General features: G+C 71.0%; 14 protein-coding genes. 4 read left to right on the plus strand and 10 right to left on the minus strand.

The features are described from left to right. Positions 1-200: 200 nt before the first annotated feature. Complete coding sequence (locus ACIHFD_RS61640; protein ID WP_397374898.1) at positions 201-1097, plus strand: hypothetical protein; 897 nt, start codon at positions 201-203, stop codon at positions 1095-1097. 177 nt (positions 1098-1274) lie between these two features. Here the strand turns inward: ACIHFD_RS61640 and ACIHFD_RS61645 are convergent, their stop codons facing one another. The 4 genes from ACIHFD_RS61645 to ACIHFD_RS61660 form a co-directional block, all read right to left on the minus strand. Then, entirely contained in the window at positions 1275-1676 is a 402-nt protein-coding gene (locus tag ACIHFD_RS61645) for a hypothetical protein (protein ID WP_397374899.1), read from the minus strand. Further along, entirely contained in the window at positions 1666-2094 is a 429-nt protein-coding gene (locus tag ACIHFD_RS61650) for a hypothetical protein (RefSeq protein ID WP_397374900.1), read from the minus strand. Before ACIHFD_RS61650 ends, ACIHFD_RS61645 begins: the two co-directional genes overlap by 11 nt. Before the next feature lie 914 nt (positions 2095-3008). Continuing rightward, positions 3009-4454 (minus strand): sialidase family protein, encoded by a 1446-nt coding sequence (locus ACIHFD_RS61655; protein WP_397374901.1) that lies wholly within the window; start codon positions 4452-4454, stop codon positions 3009-3011. A gap of 389 nt (positions 4455-4843) precedes the next feature. Continuing rightward, entirely contained in the window at positions 4844-5002 is a 159-nt protein-coding gene (locus tag ACIHFD_RS61660) for a hypothetical protein (RefSeq protein WP_397374902.1), read from the minus strand. 453 nt (positions 5003-5455) lie between these two features. Between ACIHFD_RS61660 and ACIHFD_RS61665 the strand changes: the two genes are divergently transcribed. After that, complete coding sequence (locus ACIHFD_RS61665; RefSeq protein ID WP_397374903.1) at positions 5456-5596, plus strand: hypothetical protein; 141 nt, start codon at positions 5456-5458, stop codon at positions 5594-5596. A 142-nt stretch (positions 5597-5738) separates the two neighbouring features. On the opposite strand, the gene ACIHFD_RS61670 is transcribed toward ACIHFD_RS61665, so the two are convergent. The 3 genes from ACIHFD_RS61670 to ACIHFD_RS61680 all read right to left on the minus strand — a co-directional run bounded on the left by ACIHFD_RS61670 (position 5739) and on the right by ACIHFD_RS61680 (position 10124). Further along, complete coding sequence (locus ACIHFD_RS61670) at positions 5739-7352, minus strand: AbfB domain-containing protein (protein WP_397374904.1); 1614 nt, start codon at positions 7350-7352, stop codon at positions 5739-5741. A 68-nt stretch (positions 7353-7420) separates the two neighbouring features. Next, positions 7421-9112: an RNA polymerase sigma factor gene (locus tag ACIHFD_RS61675; RefSeq protein ID WP_397374905.1), complete on the minus strand. Its 1692-nt coding sequence runs from the start codon at positions 9110-9112 to the stop codon at positions 7421-7423. Between the two features lie 139 nt (positions 9113-9251). Beyond that, the gene (locus ACIHFD_RS61680) at positions 9252-10124 is read right to left on the minus strand and encodes an NmrA family NAD(P)-binding protein (protein WP_397374906.1); all 873 of its coding nucleotides are present in this window, start codon (positions 10122-10124) and stop codon (positions 9252-9254) included. A gap of 77 nt (positions 10125-10201) precedes the next feature. Between ACIHFD_RS61680 and ACIHFD_RS61685 the strand changes: the two genes are divergently transcribed. Then, positions 10202-10762 (plus strand): TetR/AcrR family transcriptional regulator, encoded by a 561-nt coding sequence (locus ACIHFD_RS61685; protein WP_397374907.1) that lies wholly within the window; start codon positions 10202-10204, stop codon positions 10760-10762. A gap of 36 nt (positions 10763-10798) precedes the next feature. Here the strand turns inward: ACIHFD_RS61685 and ACIHFD_RS61690 are convergent, their stop codons facing one another. Beyond that, complete coding sequence (locus tag ACIHFD_RS61690; protein WP_397374908.1) at positions 10799-11830, minus strand: TerC/Alx family metal homeostasis membrane protein; 1032 nt, start codon at positions 11828-11830, stop codon at positions 10799-10801. A gap of 173 nt (positions 11831-12003) precedes the next feature. Further along, positions 12004-13515, minus strand: coding sequence for a serine/threonine-protein kinase (locus ACIHFD_RS61695; protein WP_397374909.1), 1512 nt, complete (start codon positions 13513-13515; stop codon positions 12004-12006). A 159-nt stretch (positions 13516-13674) separates the two neighbouring features. On the opposite strand from ACIHFD_RS61695, the gene ACIHFD_RS61700 reads away from it, so the two are divergent. Beyond that, positions 13675-15033 carry a cytochrome P450 gene (locus ACIHFD_RS61700; RefSeq protein WP_397374910.1) on the plus strand — a complete coding sequence of 453 codons (1359 nt, stop codon included), beginning with the start codon at positions 13675-13677 and terminating at the stop codon, positions 15031-15033. A 63-nt stretch (positions 15034-15096) separates the two neighbouring features. On the opposite strand, the gene ACIHFD_RS61705 is transcribed toward ACIHFD_RS61700, so the two are convergent. Then, positions 15097-16842 carry an acetyl/propionyl/methylcrotonyl-CoA carboxylase subunit alpha gene (locus ACIHFD_RS61705; protein ID WP_397374931.1) on the minus strand — a complete coding sequence of 582 codons (1746 nt, stop codon included), beginning with the start codon at positions 16840-16842 and terminating at the stop codon, positions 15097-15099. Position 16843: the final 1 nt, after the last annotated feature.

The raw sequence follows: 16843 nt of genomic DNA on the forward strand, positions 1-16843 counted from the left end.
CCCGTGGTCCCGCCCGGCTCCGGCCACCTGATCTCGACCGATGTGACGGTCTCCGCCGCCGGAGGGGGCTCTGATCAGCGGGCTGTCGGCGTCAGATCCCACAGGTGGATCCGATGACCGAACGGGACGGTGCCGTCTGACCTCCGGATGACGGCGGCCGGCGTGCCCGCGACCTCGGTGACCGACTCGAGCGGGGCAAGGTGGACGAGGCCATCGCCGCCTTGCACCCCCTCGCCGCCACGGGCCACCGCTCCGTCATCCATCGGCTGATCGGCCTTCTGCTCCAGCGTGCTCCGCTCGAGGAACTGCGCGCCCTGGCCAGCGCCGGCGGCCCCACAACCACCCGCGAGCTGGCCGATCTGCTGGCCCAGCACGACCGCATGGACGACCTGCGCACGCTGGCCAACGCGGGCGACCACATTGCCGCCCACCAGCTGGCCAAGCTGCTGGCCAAGCAAGGCAAGACAGGGGAGGCCATCACCATCGTGACCGCCCTGGCCGAAGCCGGCCACTCCATTGCTGAAGATCATCTGGCTCGGCTGCTGGCCAAGGAGAACCGGATCGATGACCTTCGCGCGCTGGCCAAAGCGGGCCACGACCAGGCGACCAGACGACTTGTCGACATGCTGGTTGAGCAAGGCCAGATCGAGGACCTGCGCACGTTGGCAAAGGCGGGCCACGACTCCGCCATCGAGGCGCTGGCCGAGCATGGCCCCATAGAGGATCTGCGTGCTCTCGTCACCGCGGGACATCACACCGCCGTCCGCCGGCTGTCCCAGCTGCTGGCTCGCCAAGGCCGCACCGATCACCTGCACACTCTGATCGAAGCCGGACACTATCAGGCCGCCGAGCAACTGGCCGCGCTGCTGGCCGAACAGAGACGAACCGACGACCTTCGCGCCTTGGTCGACGTCGGCGCTCCCTACGCCGCCCAGCGACTGGTCGCTCTGCTCTTTGACCGCGGGCAGGAGGAGGCGGCGGAACGCATCCAGCGATTCGGGCTGCCGCTGGAGGACGACGGTGAGGACAGAAGTGATCAGCGGCCCGCCGCGCCGACCTGGAGTTCGGCGTCAGGGTCACCCATCCGATCGAGCTGACCCTGGCCGGCCGTGAGATCGTCCTGGACGATGTGCAGCGCCGCGTCCACCACAGCGCCCCGCTCGGCCAACCCCTACGAGGTCGCCTTGTCCTCGCCATGATGACCCAACAGAGGACAGACGTGCCCACGAGCCATCTGGCGTTCCACCTGGCGACGTCCTGGTCGGGCGTCTTGGTCACCGGTCGCCCTTCGGCTCGATGGCGCGCGCGGCCGCGTCGCGCAAGCCTGCTATCAGCGCAAGCAGGGCATCTGCAGCAGGAGGCGTGTTGAACTCGACACGAACCTTGGTCCTAGGGTCGTACACGAGCACCGCGACGGTGGGCAACGTCTCGGCGTCCTCGTCCCGCTCGGCAAGATGAACCTGGATGCCATCCACGATGTCCGCGAACGCACCATCGCCCAACGGCGAGCCGGGCATACGGCCAGCCTTGATCTCGCAGGCGTTGCTGCTGGCATATTCGAACAGCTCGTCCTGAATGGCACCCATGCGCGCGTCCCACTGCTCAAGCAAGGCGCGGACACGCTGGTTGATCTCCTCACGTTGCCGGAGTAGTTCGTTGACCACGTCAGCGTTCATTGGTCGCCTTTCTGCTCAGCTGCCAGAGCGGCCGCGGCGCGGAGCGCGGCGGCCAACTCCACGTGAAGGGTGGGCGAACGCCATCCAACTTGTTGAGCACGTCGGCCATGATGACCGCCTTCGCAAGGGAGAACTGCGTGGAGGGGAAGGTCCCGTCCGGTGCCTGACGTGTCCGGTCGAACACATCGACATGCAGTGGGTGCAGCATGCCGTTGCCATAGTCAGTTTGTAGCAGCAGCACCAGGACGCCTGTACTGCTGCCGATCTGTCTGGCCTGGCTCCGGTGAGTGCGGACCTCGGGCGGATCATGATCATGACTGGAGACGCACCACGCCGGGCACGGCCACATGATGGCGGCCGCCTGTATTTGAGCGATGGCGTCGGGGTCGATCGGCGGCTGATCGGAGGGACTTGTCACCGTTCGTTTCCTGATTCGGCGAGGTCGGCCATCTCCAGCAACGCGGCAGCGAGTTGGGCGGTAGGACCGTCTGGGCTGAGGATGGGAATGCGGTTGCCCACCGCTGAACCTCTTGGAGGTCGAGCGCGGGGGAAGTGCGGTCGCCGATGGCACCCCGGCCCAGAGGCGCACGCGAACGCACGGCAGACACCCGGAGCCCACGCTGACATAGAAAGCGCGCGACCCGAGCGAGCACATCATCGTGCAGGTGCTGAAGCGGAAACCGCAGGCATCGACCGGCGTGAGGATGGTGCGCTCTCGGCCGGTCCGGGGTCTCCGGAATCGCGCGCTGTGGCGGGAGCATGGCCTGGGCAGTACCCGTTGGCGACGATCAGCCGTCCACGGGCGGCGGTGTAGGCAGCGGGGTGCGTGGCGGGGATCACGCCTTGGCATGTCGGGCAGATGTCGGCTGTCATGAACGCCCTTTCAAGGACGTGGAGCAAGCGGCGAGGGGCACGCTCTGGATACACGGTTCTATCTGGAAACGATAGCCGGACAACGCGCCAGGTTTTCAACGAGGACATCGTGGACAACCGTTGTTCCGCGCGCCCGCCTGGGCATTTCCCTGGTTTTGGATGGCGTACGGGCGAAGCCCGTGCCTTTTTCGACCCTTTAGGCAAGACCTTGCATTAATCCCGCGCTCTTTACTTAGTAGATTTCCCAGGAGGCGGGAGCGGGCGGCGGGAATGAGAAGGTGCGGAGCGATCACCTTCTCCGTGGAGGGCACCCGCGGGGGTACCGGCGGCGCAGCCGATCAGCCGGCCATGCCCGGCTCAGCGCGCGCCGGACGAGCCGAAGAGCTCCTGACCCGGCCGGACGCCCACCTGGCCGGCGAGGTCCGGTCCGACCGAACCTCGCCGGTGGTGTTCACGTGCTCAGCCGGTGAAAGCCGCGCTGTGAATGTCCACGGGGTTGGCGGGGTCGCCGGTGGTCACGCCGTACACGCTCGTGAAGGACGTCGCGCCGAGCGAGACCAGGCCGGTGTAGTCCCCGATCAGGCGTCCCACGCTCGTCGCCGGAACCTTCCGCCCGTCGAACGGCCCCTCGATGTGCTGCTCGCGCCACGACCCGGACTGCGTGCAGTCGTCGGCGCAGGTGACGGCCCACACGTCGGTGGGCAGGGTCGCGGGGTCGGAGGTGTTGTTGCGGAAGTCGTAGTAGGTGATGGCCACGGTGCCCGTCCGGGACGCGGCGACGACCGGTACCGCGGCGGAGCCGGTGGGCGTCTTGTCCACGCGGACCGGGCTGGACCAGGTTTTCCCGCTGTCCGTCGACCGCGAGTAGGCCACGTGGAAGGTGCCGTCGGATTCCTGGCTCTGCCAGACGGCGTTCACCGTCTTGGTGCCCGGCTGGGCGGCCAGCAGCGGCAGGGAGGCGTTGCGGATGGGGTCACCCGAGTTGTCCGGGTCCGGGATGCGGGGGCCCACCGCGAGCGGGGCCGGAACGTTCAGCGTCGGCGCCGACCAGGTCTTGCCGCCGTCGGTCGAGCGGATGACCTGGGTCGCGCCCTCGGTGTCCGTCTCGTGGTGCATGCCGATCAGCAGCGTCCCATCCGCGAGCGGCACCAGCTGGGTGCCGATGACGCCGCTGTTGTTGGGCACGTCGTAGACCTTGCTCGTGGTCCAGGTGCGCCCGTCGTCGGTCGACTTCGCCAGGTAGATCGGCTGCACCCAGCCCGCGTCCGTGCTGTCGATGCGGTCCCACACCGCGTAGACCACGCCCGGGTGGTACGGGTCCGCGGTCACCGTCGGGCGATCGTTGAAGAAGCGCGGGTTGTCGTCCCGCTGCAGGGTGACCGGCGCGTCCCACTTCTTGCCGCCGTCGGCGGAGCGGGACACCAGGATGGCGGTCACGTCGCCGGCGCGGGACAGCGAGAACGACGCGGCCACCGCCGCGCCCGACGGCGTGACCGTGACCCAGTTGTCGGTCGTGACGTCGTAGTCCCCGCCGTTGGCGGCCGTGCCGCCGTTGCAGCGGGAGAAGGCCGGCAGGTTCTCGGAGCGCTTCCAGGTCTTGCCGTAGTCGTCCGAGACGGCGGTGACCGCGCCGTTGCTGCCGTACCGGTTCCAGCGGTCCTGCTGGAACACGGTGACGAGGTGCCACGGCCGGTTCGGGTCCCTGGCCAGCATGGGCAGGACTTCGACGTTGGGGTTCAGGGTGTAGCCGTCGGCCGAGGGAAGTCCGCAGTCTGCCGGCAGCGGGCTGATGCCCGAGACCGGTCGTACGACAGGTGCGGCACCCTCGGCGGCGGCGGGCTGCGCGACGGCGCAGACGAACAGGAGGGCCGCTGCGGGCAATAATGCCCTGGAGCGTCGGATCACGAGCCTTCCTCATCTTTGTTGATGAAGCGTCTATAGGGAGCGTCGCCGCCTCATCGGGGGCATGGCGTCCCCGGCGAAAGCGGCAAACGACGCAGGGCAGATTACTGCTTCATGATCAGTTTCGTCAGCCACTCCTGTCAGCCCGTTCCCGGCCGGTGAGGCGGCCGTCAGGTGATGGCGGTGACCCGGTCCTGGCGAGATGGGCTGATCTCCTTCTGCTCGCGCAGGTAGGCGATGAACTCCTCGCGATCCCGCCCGTTCCGGTACAGCTCGGCGCAGGACACGAGCGCGCCGTAGCCGTCAGCCCCGATCAGGGTGTAGGCCAGCCCGGCGGCCCGAGACCCCGCTCGGGAGTCAGGACAGCAGGCCGCGTCCGGCCGGGTTTCCGGTCACCGCCCGGCCAGGCAGCGCACCCAAGGGTAGGCGGCGATGGAGTCATAGCGGTTGGACATCGTCGGCGGGGTGTTGCCGGCCGACGGCCGCGAGGCCAACGTGGCCACCGGCGGCACCGCGCCGGGCCCGCGCCGGCTCCCCGCCACCCAGCGCATTGCCCCGCCCCACGCCCACCTGGCATGCTCACGATCATGAAGACACGAGGCAATCAAGGCGGCTGGACCCCCGCAGGCGACCAGGGCGGCTGGTCGCCGTCCAGCGTAGGTGGCGGCGCACGCTCCACAGGCGGCATGCGCCACCTCGGTGGCTGGTAGCCAACCCTTCCCCGGGTAAAGCAAGGGCCCACCCCCCCGTTCGCGATGTCATGCTCGGCATCGGCCCGGCTCTGGCTGACGTGCCTGCCGGGCACCTCAGCGCGGCACGTCTGGAGGGAATGCGGGATTGGGCCGCCGACCGGCGTGGACCCACCGCGCCGTCAGAGCTTGTCCGGCTCAGTGCTGGCGCTCGCGTTTCGGATGAGTCTTCGTGCTGCGAGTCTGGCCTGTTCGCCGCCGGACCGGACTGGCGTCGGGCGCACGGTCATCCTCATCACCCACCGCCTCACGTCGGTGACGCGCGCGGACCGCATCTACGTGTTCGAGGCCGGGAAGGTCGTGGAGCATGGCAGCCACGAGAGCCTGATGCGCGTGGGCGGCTCGTACGCGGCGATGTACCGCCTCCAGGCCGCCCAGTACGCCCACGCCGACTGACCCCCGGCCCGGCCTCCGGGCGGCCGCCGAGACCACCGAGCGGCTCCCCTGAAGACCCCCAGCCGAAGAACAGGCCGCACTCCGGCTGAGGTCCCTCGGGGGACGGATGGCGGGCCGGGGCAAGCGGTGGAGCTGCCAGAGGTCAGGCAGGTGGGGTGGGGTGGAAGGAGGAGTCGGCGCGGAACAGGGGTGTGTTGTCGGTCTTGTCCAGGCGCAGCAGCTCGGCGCGGTGGCGGACGAAGCGGCCCGGGTAGTTGAGGGACTCCAGGCGGACCGAGCCCTCGGCCGTGCCGGGCCGGGCGTGGAAGGTGGCGTCGCGCCGGAACAGGGCGGTCCCGTCGTTGGTCTCGAACCGGATCAGGAAGTCGCGATGCCGCAGGTAACGCCCCTCAGGGTCGACGAAGGAGTAGGCCTTCGCGTCGTCCAGACCGGGCACGACGCGGAGGGTGACCGGTTCCGCCCCGATCCGGCCCGTGGCCTGGAGGTACGTCCCCGGGCGGTTGACCGGCCGGAACACCCTCGACACCCCCGTCGCGAGCAGCCCGCCACCGCTCCCGGCCGTGGCGCGGGTGAAGGTCAGGGTGCCGAAGCCGAGGTGGTCGTACTTGGAGCCGCCGTAGTCCCCGCCGCCCCCTTCCGGCGCGACGCGCTTGCCGTACGCCTCGATGTACGGCACCGCCAACCCCCGCCGCACGCCGTAGTGGTTGAGGAGCAGCGCCCAGATCGGGTCGGCGGCCCCGCGCCCGGCGGCGGAGATCTCGGTCTGCTGCCGCTGGACGCAGGTCGTGCCCTGTCCCCACTTGTACGTCGTGAACGGCACCGATTCGCCCAGGTTGTACTTGGCCACGTACTCGGCGCCCTTCATGAACCGGTCGTCCGCGTAGCCGTAAAGGTCGATGCCCTGGTTCCAGGCCATCTCGCAGAGCACGCCCATCCACCCGACGCCGACGCTGGTGTGTCCCTGGTCGCGGCCGCCCTCCTGCCACTGCCCGAGCCCGCCGGGGTGCAGGAACGGCACCGCGTTCATGATGGACCCGTTGCCCTTGCCGTGCTTGAAGTAGTCGACGGCCTGGTCGACCTTGGCGCGGTCGTCGCACAGGACGCCGATGGCGAGCACGGAGGCCATGGCGCACAGGTCCCAGTTGGCCCAGTAGTTGGTGATGCAGGCGCCGTTGTGCTCCTTCAGGAACCGGTCGTTCATCGGGTAGAAGACCGTCAGCATCATCTTCGTGAAGCGCTCGAAGTCGAAGCCGGGGTAGCCGCGCATGATCTCGGCGACGTTGGCGAACTGCCAGCCCAGGATCCCGGCCGCCAGGTAGCGGTCGGCGTTGCCGGTCACCGCCTTGAGCGCGGCCGACCAGGCGTTGAGGATGTCGCGGGCGGCGTCGCCGTGCGCCTTCTCCCCGCTGATCTTCCAGCGCAGCGCGTTCTGGTAGGCGGCGGCCACGTCGATGGCGAGCTGGACGTGGTTCGCGCCCGTGCCGCCCCTGACCACCGTCTCGAGCGGGCGCGGCTTCCAGGTGCTCCTGGAGCGCCCGTTGGCCGTCAGCTTGTCCCAGCCGGCCTTCCAGGGCTGGGCTCCGGCGTTCACCTGGGCCCGCATCCGGTCGAAGTCGGCCTGTGTGTGCAGCAGGCCGGGGTGCTTGAAGGCCGCCGCGGCCGCGGGTCCGATGGGGAGCGCGGCGGGCAGTGCGGCGGCGGCTCCCGCGGTCGCGGCCGCCTTCAGCACGCTCCGGCGGGAGGGCTGCGTGGTCATGTGAATCCTTCCTCAGGGGTCACTCTCGTCACAGGAGACCCCCTGGCCGGGCCCGGATAACACAAATCTCAGACCCGGCTTCGCTGCGGGACCCGCTCCGGGTTCGCGCCCCTGGTGACGTACTGGGGGACGGGGGCGCGGTCGTCGCCGGTGTCGCGGGTCAGGCCGTACCGGACGATGCCCTTGGCCGGGTCGGGCCTGGCCGAGAGGTCGGCCCAGACCTCCTGCCAGGACTTGGGCGCGACGGTGAGGTCGATGTCCGTGCCGCTCTCGTTGTTGTGGAAGGTGACGCGGCCGTCGAGGTAGTAGAACTCGTTCTGCCACATCTGCTGCTGGCCGCGCGGCAGCCGGGCGAAGCCGGTCTCGGGCGAGCCCATCCAGGTGACGCCGGGCGCCTGCTCGTCGTCCATCCGCCGGCCGCCGCCCGACGCGACGTGGAACAGCTTGCCCTTGAGCCCGGTCCAGGTCGCGGGCGGGAAGGGGCCGACGCGGTTGCGGTAGAGGATGCCCCAGCGGACCTGGACGTAGCCGCGGCCGGTGACGGTGACGTAGTCGCCCCTGTGGGTGATCGACGGGGCTCCGCCGTACCTGGAGTATCCGTGCTTGCCGCCGATGGCGACCGTGCCGGCGGGGCGCCGGGGCAGCGGGGCGGGCGGCCGGTTCTTCGGCGGGGCCTGGTCCACGGCGTCGACCGTCAGTCCGTACGGGCTCCGCGCGGGCCTCGCCGGACGGCGCGAAGAAGAGGGCGAAGAAGCGGGCGAGGAGGCAGGCGAGGACGACACGACCGCCGGTGTGGCCCGCCGGGGCGGCGCGGGCTCGGGCAGGAGGGTCTGGACGACCACCGCTCCCCCGGCGATCAGTGTGACGCCGGCCGCGGTGACCGCGATCGGCTTGGCGGCCAGCGCCGAACCCGCCGCCGCCTTGCCCTTGGCCAGCAGGCCGCCCTTGACGACCGGCACGGCGGCCGTACGCGCGATCTCCAGCAGACCGGCGGCGATGCCGGCGGGGACGGCCACCAGGCCGAGTCCGGCCAGCAGCCGCTCGGCCGGCACCAGGTCGGAGACCTGCTCGCCGCAGACCGGGCAGTCGCGCACGTGCCGGGACAGCCGCTTGCGCCACAGGTCGGACGGGGCGCCGTTCCAGGTCTGCGCCACGGCGGCCAGCTCGGGGCAGGGCGGGCGGGCGGCCAGCGCGCGCACCACCGCGCGGGCGGTCTCCAGGCGGCCTTTGGTGCGCTGGACGCGTACGGCGGCGTGCTGCTCGTTCGTCCCCAGCGTGGCGGCCAGCTCGGCCCTGGCCAGCTCGCCGGCCACCTCCATCCACCACAGCGCGAGCACCTCGCGGTCGTCGGCGTCGAGCCAGCGGGCCGCCTCGGCGGCCTCCTTGCGCTGCCCGGACAGGCCGAGCCGGGTGACGGTGAGCGCGGCGAAGTCGGAGGCCGCGTCGGCCAGGCCCATCGCCTCGTCGATGGCGGCGAGCGCGGCGCCCGGCGCCTGCCGCCACTCGCGTACCTGGTTCAGGGCGATGGCGACGAGCCAGGAGCGGAAGCTGCCCGGGTCGCGCAGCCCGGACACGCCGATCACGACCCTGGCCATCGTCTCCTGAACGACGTCGTCCACGTCCGGGTGGCCGTTCATGGCGCGGCCCACGATGTTGTACACGAGCGGCAGGTGGCTCCTGACCAGTTCGTCGATCGCGTCACGGTCGCCCGCCATGGCGGCGAGCACCGTTTCGACCTCGTACGTCGGCCGCGCGTACATCCAGCACCTCGATCCGGAGCCTCCGCTGCTCCGATCAGGAGACAGGAGTGTCACCGTTCCGATAACACAAAACGCGCATTGTTCCACTTATCGCCTACGAGGTGTCAATGCTCGCGTCAACCTGGCGTACAACCGCGGCTCAGCCCACCGTGGTTCGCAGCGCCTCCGCGTTGGCCGCCAGGAACTCCCCGAACGTCCGGGGCTCGCGACCCGTCAGGTCCCTGACCGCGGTCGTCGTGGCGGCCAGCGAGCCGCCCGCCACCTGCCGGCAGAGCTCGGCCAGGTCGTCGGCGAACCGCGCGGGCAGCCCCTGCGCGCGCACCCCGGCGGCCAGCTCGTCCGGGGACAGCTCGGCGTGCTCGACCCTCCGGCCCAGCGCGGCCGAGAACTCCTGCGCGAGCTCGGCGTAGGTGAGCGCCCGGGGGCCCGTGAGCTCGTACGTCTCGCCGAGGCCGCCCGATCCGGTGAGCAGGGCGGCGGCGCACGCGGCGATGTCATGGCAGTCGATGTACGACACCGGCGCGCCTCCGTAAACGTCGAGGAGCTTGCCGTCGGCGCTGAAGGCCGCCGTCCCGGTGATGAAGTTCTGCATGAATCCGCCGGGCCGCAGCATCGACCAGCCGAGCCCCGACGCCTTGAGGTACTCCTCGACCTCCCAGTGCGCGCCCTGGGCCAGGCGGCCGCCCCGCTGGGCGCCCGAGACCGACACCTTCACCACGCTCGACACCCCGGCGGCCCGCGCCGCGTCGATGGCCGCCTGCTGCTGGCGGACCATCGGCTGCTCGCCGTCCACCGGCTGGGCGCCGCCCGCGTTGAGGAAGAGCCGGTCGACGCCCTCCATGGCGGCGGTGAGCGAGCCGGGGTCGTCGAAGTCCCCGATCACGACGTCGCAGCCCAGGGCCCGCCCCTTGTCCTCGTCGCGGACGAGCGCCCTGAACGCCACCCCCTTCTCCCCCAGGAGCCGCACGAGGTGCGTGCCGATGGATCCGGTGGCTCCGGTAACCAAGATCATGACAAGCCTTCCGCTAAACTGAGGCAACCTCGACTAAGGCTATATCGAGGCAGCCTCGAATTACTAGGGAAGCCCGCATGACCACGACCCGACGGCCCCGCGCCGACGCCCGCCGCAACTACGAGCGCCTGCTCGCCGAGGCCGACGCCGCCTTCAGGGAGCAGGGCGTGGAGTCCAGCCTGGAGGGCATCGCCCGGCGCGCCGGGGTGGCCATCGGCACGCTCTACGGCCATTTCCCCAGCCGCCGCGCCCTGATCGGCGCGCTGCTCAGGGACCGTAACGCGGCCCTGTTCGAGCTCGGTGAGCGGCTCCTGACCGGCCCGGCGCCGGACGCGCTCGCCGCCTGGGCCCGCGCGGCCACGGCGCACGCCGCCACCTATCGCGGCCTGGCCGCGTTGATCGCCGGCGGCCTGGACGACGAGGCGTCGGAGCTGCACGCCTCGTGCGTGCGCATGGCCGAGATCGGCGAGCGGCTCGTCGCGCGGGGGCGCGAATCGGGCGCCCTGCGCGCCGACGCGACCGGCGCGGACGTGACCGCCCTCACGTCCGCCGCCGCCTGGCTCCACGAGCAGGTGTCGCCCGCCGCCGCCGACCGCCACATCACCGTCACCCTGGACGGCCTCGCCGCCTCCCTTTGACGACCGGGTCCGTACAGGCCTGCCCGGTCGCCGATCTCACGGATCGACCTGGTCGTGCTGGAGCACCTTGGGGCGTTCGGCGTCGTCGGCGCGCCGGCCGGCGTACAGGCTGGTGAGCGTGACGGTGAGCAGGACCCCGACGATGACGCCGAGCGAGGCGAGGGTGGGGATCTCGGGCACCCACGCCCAGATGCCGTGCGCCCAGTGCAGGACCAGCTTGACGCCGATGAAGGCCAGGATGACGGCCAGGCCGTGGTTGAGATGCCGCAGCTTGGCCAGCGCGTCCCGCAGCACGAAGTACAGCGCCCGCAGGCCCAGCAGCGCGAAGGCGTTGGTGGCGAAGACGAGGAAGGGGTCCTCCGTCACCCCGTAGACGGCGGGCACCGAGTCGACGGCGAAGACGATGTCGGTGGCGAACACCGCCACGGTGGCCAGGGCCAGCGGGGTGATCGCCAGGCGGCCGTGCTCGCGCACCATCAGGCGGAAGCCGCGGTAGTCGGGGGTGACCTGGACGAACCGGCGCAGCAGCCGGACGCTGCGCATGGAGGAGACGTCGACGTGCTGCTCCTCCCCCTTCAGCGCCTCCTTGAGCACCTTGCCCGCGGTGACGATCAGGACCGCCCCGAACAGCAGGAACGCCCACGTGCCGCTCTGCAGCGCCGCCGCGCCCAGCGCGATGAAGATCACGCGCAGCACGAGCGCCCCGATGATGCCGTACAGCAGCACTCGCTGGGTCAGCTCGTTCGGCACGGCGAAGGCCGTCAGCAGCAACATGAATACGAACAGGTTGTCGACCGACAACGACTTCTCCACCACGTACCCGGTGAAGAACTCCACGGCCACCCCGGTGCCGAAGGAGCCCCACAGGTACGCGCCGAAGCCCAGCGGGAGCACCAGGTAGAACGCGGACCAAGCCAGGGCCTCGCGCATGTGGACCTCGTGCGGGCGCCGGGTCAGCAGGATGTCGATCACCAACAGCAGGACCAGGGCGGCCACAGTGACCGCCCACAGGGTGACGGACGCGATGCTGCCCTGATCGGGCGCAGCCAGAAATGTCCCCGCGGACATGAAACCTCCTCGAACGTGCTCAGCCGTTCGAGGTCTCCTTCACCCGGGGGTAGCGGGCGGCCGTCCGGGGACGCATGGTACGTCCGTACTGACCGGATCGGCACTTGGGAAGTACTCCCCTCGCAGCCCCAGAGTAGGACATATCCCGCCAAGGCTCCACTATGCCGCCCGGATCAGGTGATGGGGACGTCCTTGAACTCCCCGAGCCCCAGCAGGTCGAGGTCCGCCCTCTTCGCCGTCCACGGCACGTTGTCGAACTCCGCGACGAGGAATTGGGATTTGGCCGGGGCGATGTTGTTGACCGAGGTCCAGCTGGAGCAGACGCAGAAGCCGTCCTTCTCGATGAAGGGGCGGAGCGTCCTCGGCGCGCCTTTGTAGGTCAGGCCGACACTCGAGAGATCCTCCGAGTCCCGGCCCAGGATCGTGTACAGGTCCGCGTACGCGCCGTCCTTGGCGTCGTTCCGCACGGTCAGCTCAAGCCGGAGGTCTCCGTCCACGCGGTACAGGTTGTCGATCGTGATGTGGACGGGCACCCGCTGGCCGTCCAGGTTCCGCACGGACGTGTCCTGCTGCGCGAGCGGGGGGACGCCGCCGTCGTACGCCGCCGGGGAGGTTGCGGTGACCGGGGACGCTCCCCCGCCGTGGGCGGCCGTCTCCCAGGGACGCCAGGCCGCGGCGACCGTGGCCCCGGTCACCAGGAGCGCGGCCGCGACCGCCACCGGGGCCTTCCAGCGCCCGGTCGCCGGCGCGTCCCGGCGGCGGGCCGGCGAGGCCGCCCACGAGTTGCTCACCGTGCGGACCCCGGTGTCCACCGACACCGACTCCCGGCCGAGCAGGCGGTCGAGGAGCTGCTGGGCCGTGGGCCGCCGCGCCGGGTCCTTGTCCAGCGCCTGCTCCACCAGGGGCCTGAGCCGCTCGTCCAGGCCCGTCAGCTCGGGCGCGTAGTGCACCACCCTGAACAGCACCTCGGGCGCGCCGCCCGACCCGAACGGCGGCCGGCCGGTCGCCGCGTACGCCACGACGCCGCCCCAGGCGAACACGTCGCTCGCGGCCGTGATCCGGCCTTCGGTGGCCTGCTCCGGCGACATGTACGCGGGCGTCCCCACGATCCCGGTGGACCGGCTCGCGTCCGGCTCCACGAGCTGTGCGATGCCGAAGTCGATCACCCGCGGGCCGACGGGGCTGAGCAGGATGTTCTGCGGCTTCAGGTCGCGGTGCACGACCCCGGCCTGGTGGATGGCGGTGAGCGCGGTCGCCACGCCGACGGACAGGGCCTCCAGGTCGGCCCCGGCCATCGGACCGCGTTTCCTGATGGCGGTGGCCAGGTCGGGGCCGTCCACGTACTCGGTGACGATGTACGCGCTCTCGCCGTCGATGCCCGCGTCCAGCACCGGCGCCGTGCAGAAGCGGGCCACGCTGCGCGCCGCCTCGACCTCCCTGGTGAACCGGCGGCGGAAGCCCGCGTCACCGGCCGGTCCCTCGCGCAACCTCTTCAGCGCGACGAGCCGGGATCCCTGGTCCCGGGCCAGGTAGACGACCCCCATACCGCCCTGGCCCAAGGGGCGAATGATGGTGTATGGGCCTATTTGCTGGGGTTCAGGGCTCACCAGAGGATTGTGATCGTCGATGCATGACATTTGATAGCAGATCACTTGAAAGACCGCCGGAGACCACGCAGCGTCCATGATTCAAGACACGCCGTATACTTTCCTCTTGCCATGACGGGCGCTTTGCGTGATGCTTTCAGATCTCTTGAGCGAACCGGCCCAAAGCTCCCAGAGAGGTAGTTCATCCCCGTGACCCACGGCCCATGGGCCCAGCAGCCCGCAGAACCCTTGCTGTCGATGTCCGTAGAACCGCTGCTGACCAGGGACTACGACGCGGACCCCGCCTTCGTCCACGAACGCCTGCGCAAGAGGTACGGCCCGGTCGCCCCGGTCGACGTCCTCGGCGTGCCGGTCTGGTTCGTCCTCGGCTACGAGGAGGTGCTCCGCGTCCTGCAGAACTCGGGCGGCATCTGGACCAAGAGCGTGGACAGATGGCGGATGAACGTCGAGGGCCGGATCCCCGCCGACTGGCCGCTGCTGCCCGTCTTCCAGATCAACAACTCGGCCTTCTCCGAGGGCGCCGCGCAGCGCCGGTTCCGCAACGCGTGGACGCAGGCGCTGGCGCCGTTCCAGGACCACACCCAGCCGCAGGCCCAGCTGCTCGAACAGGCCGTCGTGCAGTACGCCGACGACCTGATCGGCGTGCTGGCGGAAGGCGGCTCCACGGGGTGGGCCGACCTGGCCGCCCAGTACGCCCGGCCGCTCCCGCTCATGGTCGCCAACCGCATGCTCGGCTTCTCCGCGGCACGCGGCGAAGAGGTCGTGATGGACATCTGGCGGATGATCGACGCCGGGCCCGACGCGGCCGCGGCGTTCGAGCGGCTGTACGCGGCCATGACGGAGCTCGCGGCCGCCAAGCGGGAGCGGCCCGGCGAGGACCTGCCCTCCTACATGATCGCGGCCGCTCCGGACCTCACGCTGGACGAGCTGGCCCGCGAGCTGCTCATGCTTCCCGGCCTGCTCGACTTCACCGCCAGCCTCGTCTGCAACGTCGTCGTCGAGGTCGTCTCCAACCGGGACGTGCGGGCGAGCCTGTCGGTGGGCGCGATCGACGAGACGGTCAACCGGGTCGCGCTGCTCAACCCGCCGATGGCCAACCTGACCTTCCGCTTCCCCAAGACCGACGTGAAGATGGGCCACTACACGATCGCCGCCGGCGATCCGGTGATGCTCTCCGTCGCGGGCGCCCACGCCGATCCGCGCTTCGCCGGGGCGCTCGACCACGAGGCCATCCGCAGCACCCGCGCGCACCTGGCGTGGGGCGCGGGGCCGCACAGCTGCCTGGGGCACCGGCTGGCGACCCAGATGACGACGATCGCCGTGCGCCGGCTGTTCAGCCGGCTCACCAAGATCAAGCTCGCGCTCCCGGCCGACCAGCTGCCCTGGCGCCCCTCACCCTTCATGCGCGCCCTGCGGTCCCTGCCGGTCCAGTTCGAGCTCGCCGAGGGTTACGTACCGGCGGGCGAGCGCGCCGGCGACGGCGCCGACGCGCCAGCGGCGCAGCCGTCCGCGGCGGGCGAGGCCCAGGCCGGGCCGGACTCGTCCCGGTCCGGCGGGTTGTGGGGCTTCCTGCGCGGCCTGCGCCTCAAGCGCTGACCGGCCGGAGGGCGGCGCCGGCGCCGCGTCCGGCGCCGGCACCTCGCGCGGGCCGGCTCGGCGTTATGCCGGGTCCTTGATCTCGCAGATCACGGTCCCGGCCGCCACCGTGGCTCCGACCTGGGCGGACATCCCGACGATGGTCCCGGCCTTGTGGGCGGTGAGCGGCTGCTCCATCTTCATGGCCTCCAGCACCACGATGGTGGCCCCGGCGGTCACGTCGTCGCCGTCGGTGACCATCACCTTGACGATGGTGCCCTGCATCGGGCTGACCAGGGCATTCCCACTGGCTGCGGCCTTGGCCGCGCCTCTCTTCTCGCGCCGGGGAGCGGCCTTGGCGGCCGCGCGCGGCTTCGCGGTGCCGGCGGGAAGCACGACCTCCAGCCGCTTGCCCGCCACCTCGACGGTGATCCGCTCGCGCTCACCCTGCTCCGGGGCCTCGCCGGGCACGCCGTCGTAGGGAGCGATCAGGTTGTCGAACTCGGTCTCGATCCACCTGGTGTGCACGGTGAAGGGGACGGCGGTGAACGCCTCCTCCGCCACGACGGCCCGGTGGAACGGCAGCACGGTCGGCATGCCGTCGATCCCGAACTCCGCCAGCGCCCGGCCGGCCCGCTGGAGGGCCTGCTCGCGGGTGGCGCCGGTGACGACCAGCTTGGCGATCAGCGAGTCGAAGGCGCCCGGCACGGTCTCGCCCTGCTCGTACCCGGCGTCGAGACGCACGCCCGGTCCGGAGGGGGCCCGCCAGCCGGTGATGGTGCCGGGGGCGGGCAGGAAGTTGCGCCCGGCGTCCTCGGCGTTGATCCGGAACTCGATCGAGTGGCCGCGCGGCTCGGGATCGTCGTAACCGAGCTCCTCCCCCGCCGCGATGCGGAACATCTCGCGTACCAGGTCGATGCCGGTGACCTCCTCGGTGACCGGGTGCTCCACCTGAAGGCGGGTGTTGACCTCCAGGAAGGAGATCGTGCCGTCCTGGCCGACCAGGAACTCGCACGTCCCCGCGCCGACGTAGCCGGCCTCGCGCAGGATCGCCTTGGAGCTCCGGCGCAACAGGGCCTCCTGCTCGCCGGTGAGGAACGGGGCGGGCGCCTCCTCGACGAGCTTCTGGTGGCGGCGCTGCAGCGAGCAGTCGCGGGTGGAGACCACGACCACGTTGCCGTACGCGTCGGCCAGGCACTGGGTCTCCACGTGGCGCGGCCGATCCAGGTAGCGCTCCACGAAGCACTCGCCCCGCCCGAACGCGGTCACGGCCTCGCGCACGGCGCTGTCGTACAGGTCGGGGATCTCCTCCAGGGTGCGGGCGACCTTGAGCCCGCGCCCGCCGCCGCCGAAGGCCGCCTTGATCGCGATCGGCAGGCCGTGCTGCTCGGCGAAGCGCAGGACCTCGTCCACGCCGGACACCGGGTCGGGGGTCCCGGCCACCAGGGGCGCGCCGACCTTCTGGGCGATGTGCCGGGCCTGCACCTTGTCGCCGAGCGCGGTGATCGCCGCGGGCGGCGGCCCGATCCACACCAGCCCGGCGTCGATGACCGCCTGGGCGAAGCCGGAGTTCTCGGCCAGGAAGCCGTACCCGGGGTGCACCGCGTCGGCGCCCGACCGCGCGGCCACCTCGATGATCTTCTCGATCGACAGGTACGTCTCCCCCGGTGTGGCGCCGCCCAGCGCGTACGCCTCGTCGGCCATCCGGACGAAGAGCGCGTCGCGGTCCTGGTCGGCGTAGACCGCCACGCAGGCGATCCCCGCGTCGCGGCAGGCCCGGACGATCCGGACGGCGATCTCGCCGCGGTTGGCGACGAGCACCTTGCGCAAG

This window comes from Nonomuraea sp. NPDC051941 (assembly GCF_044593615.1).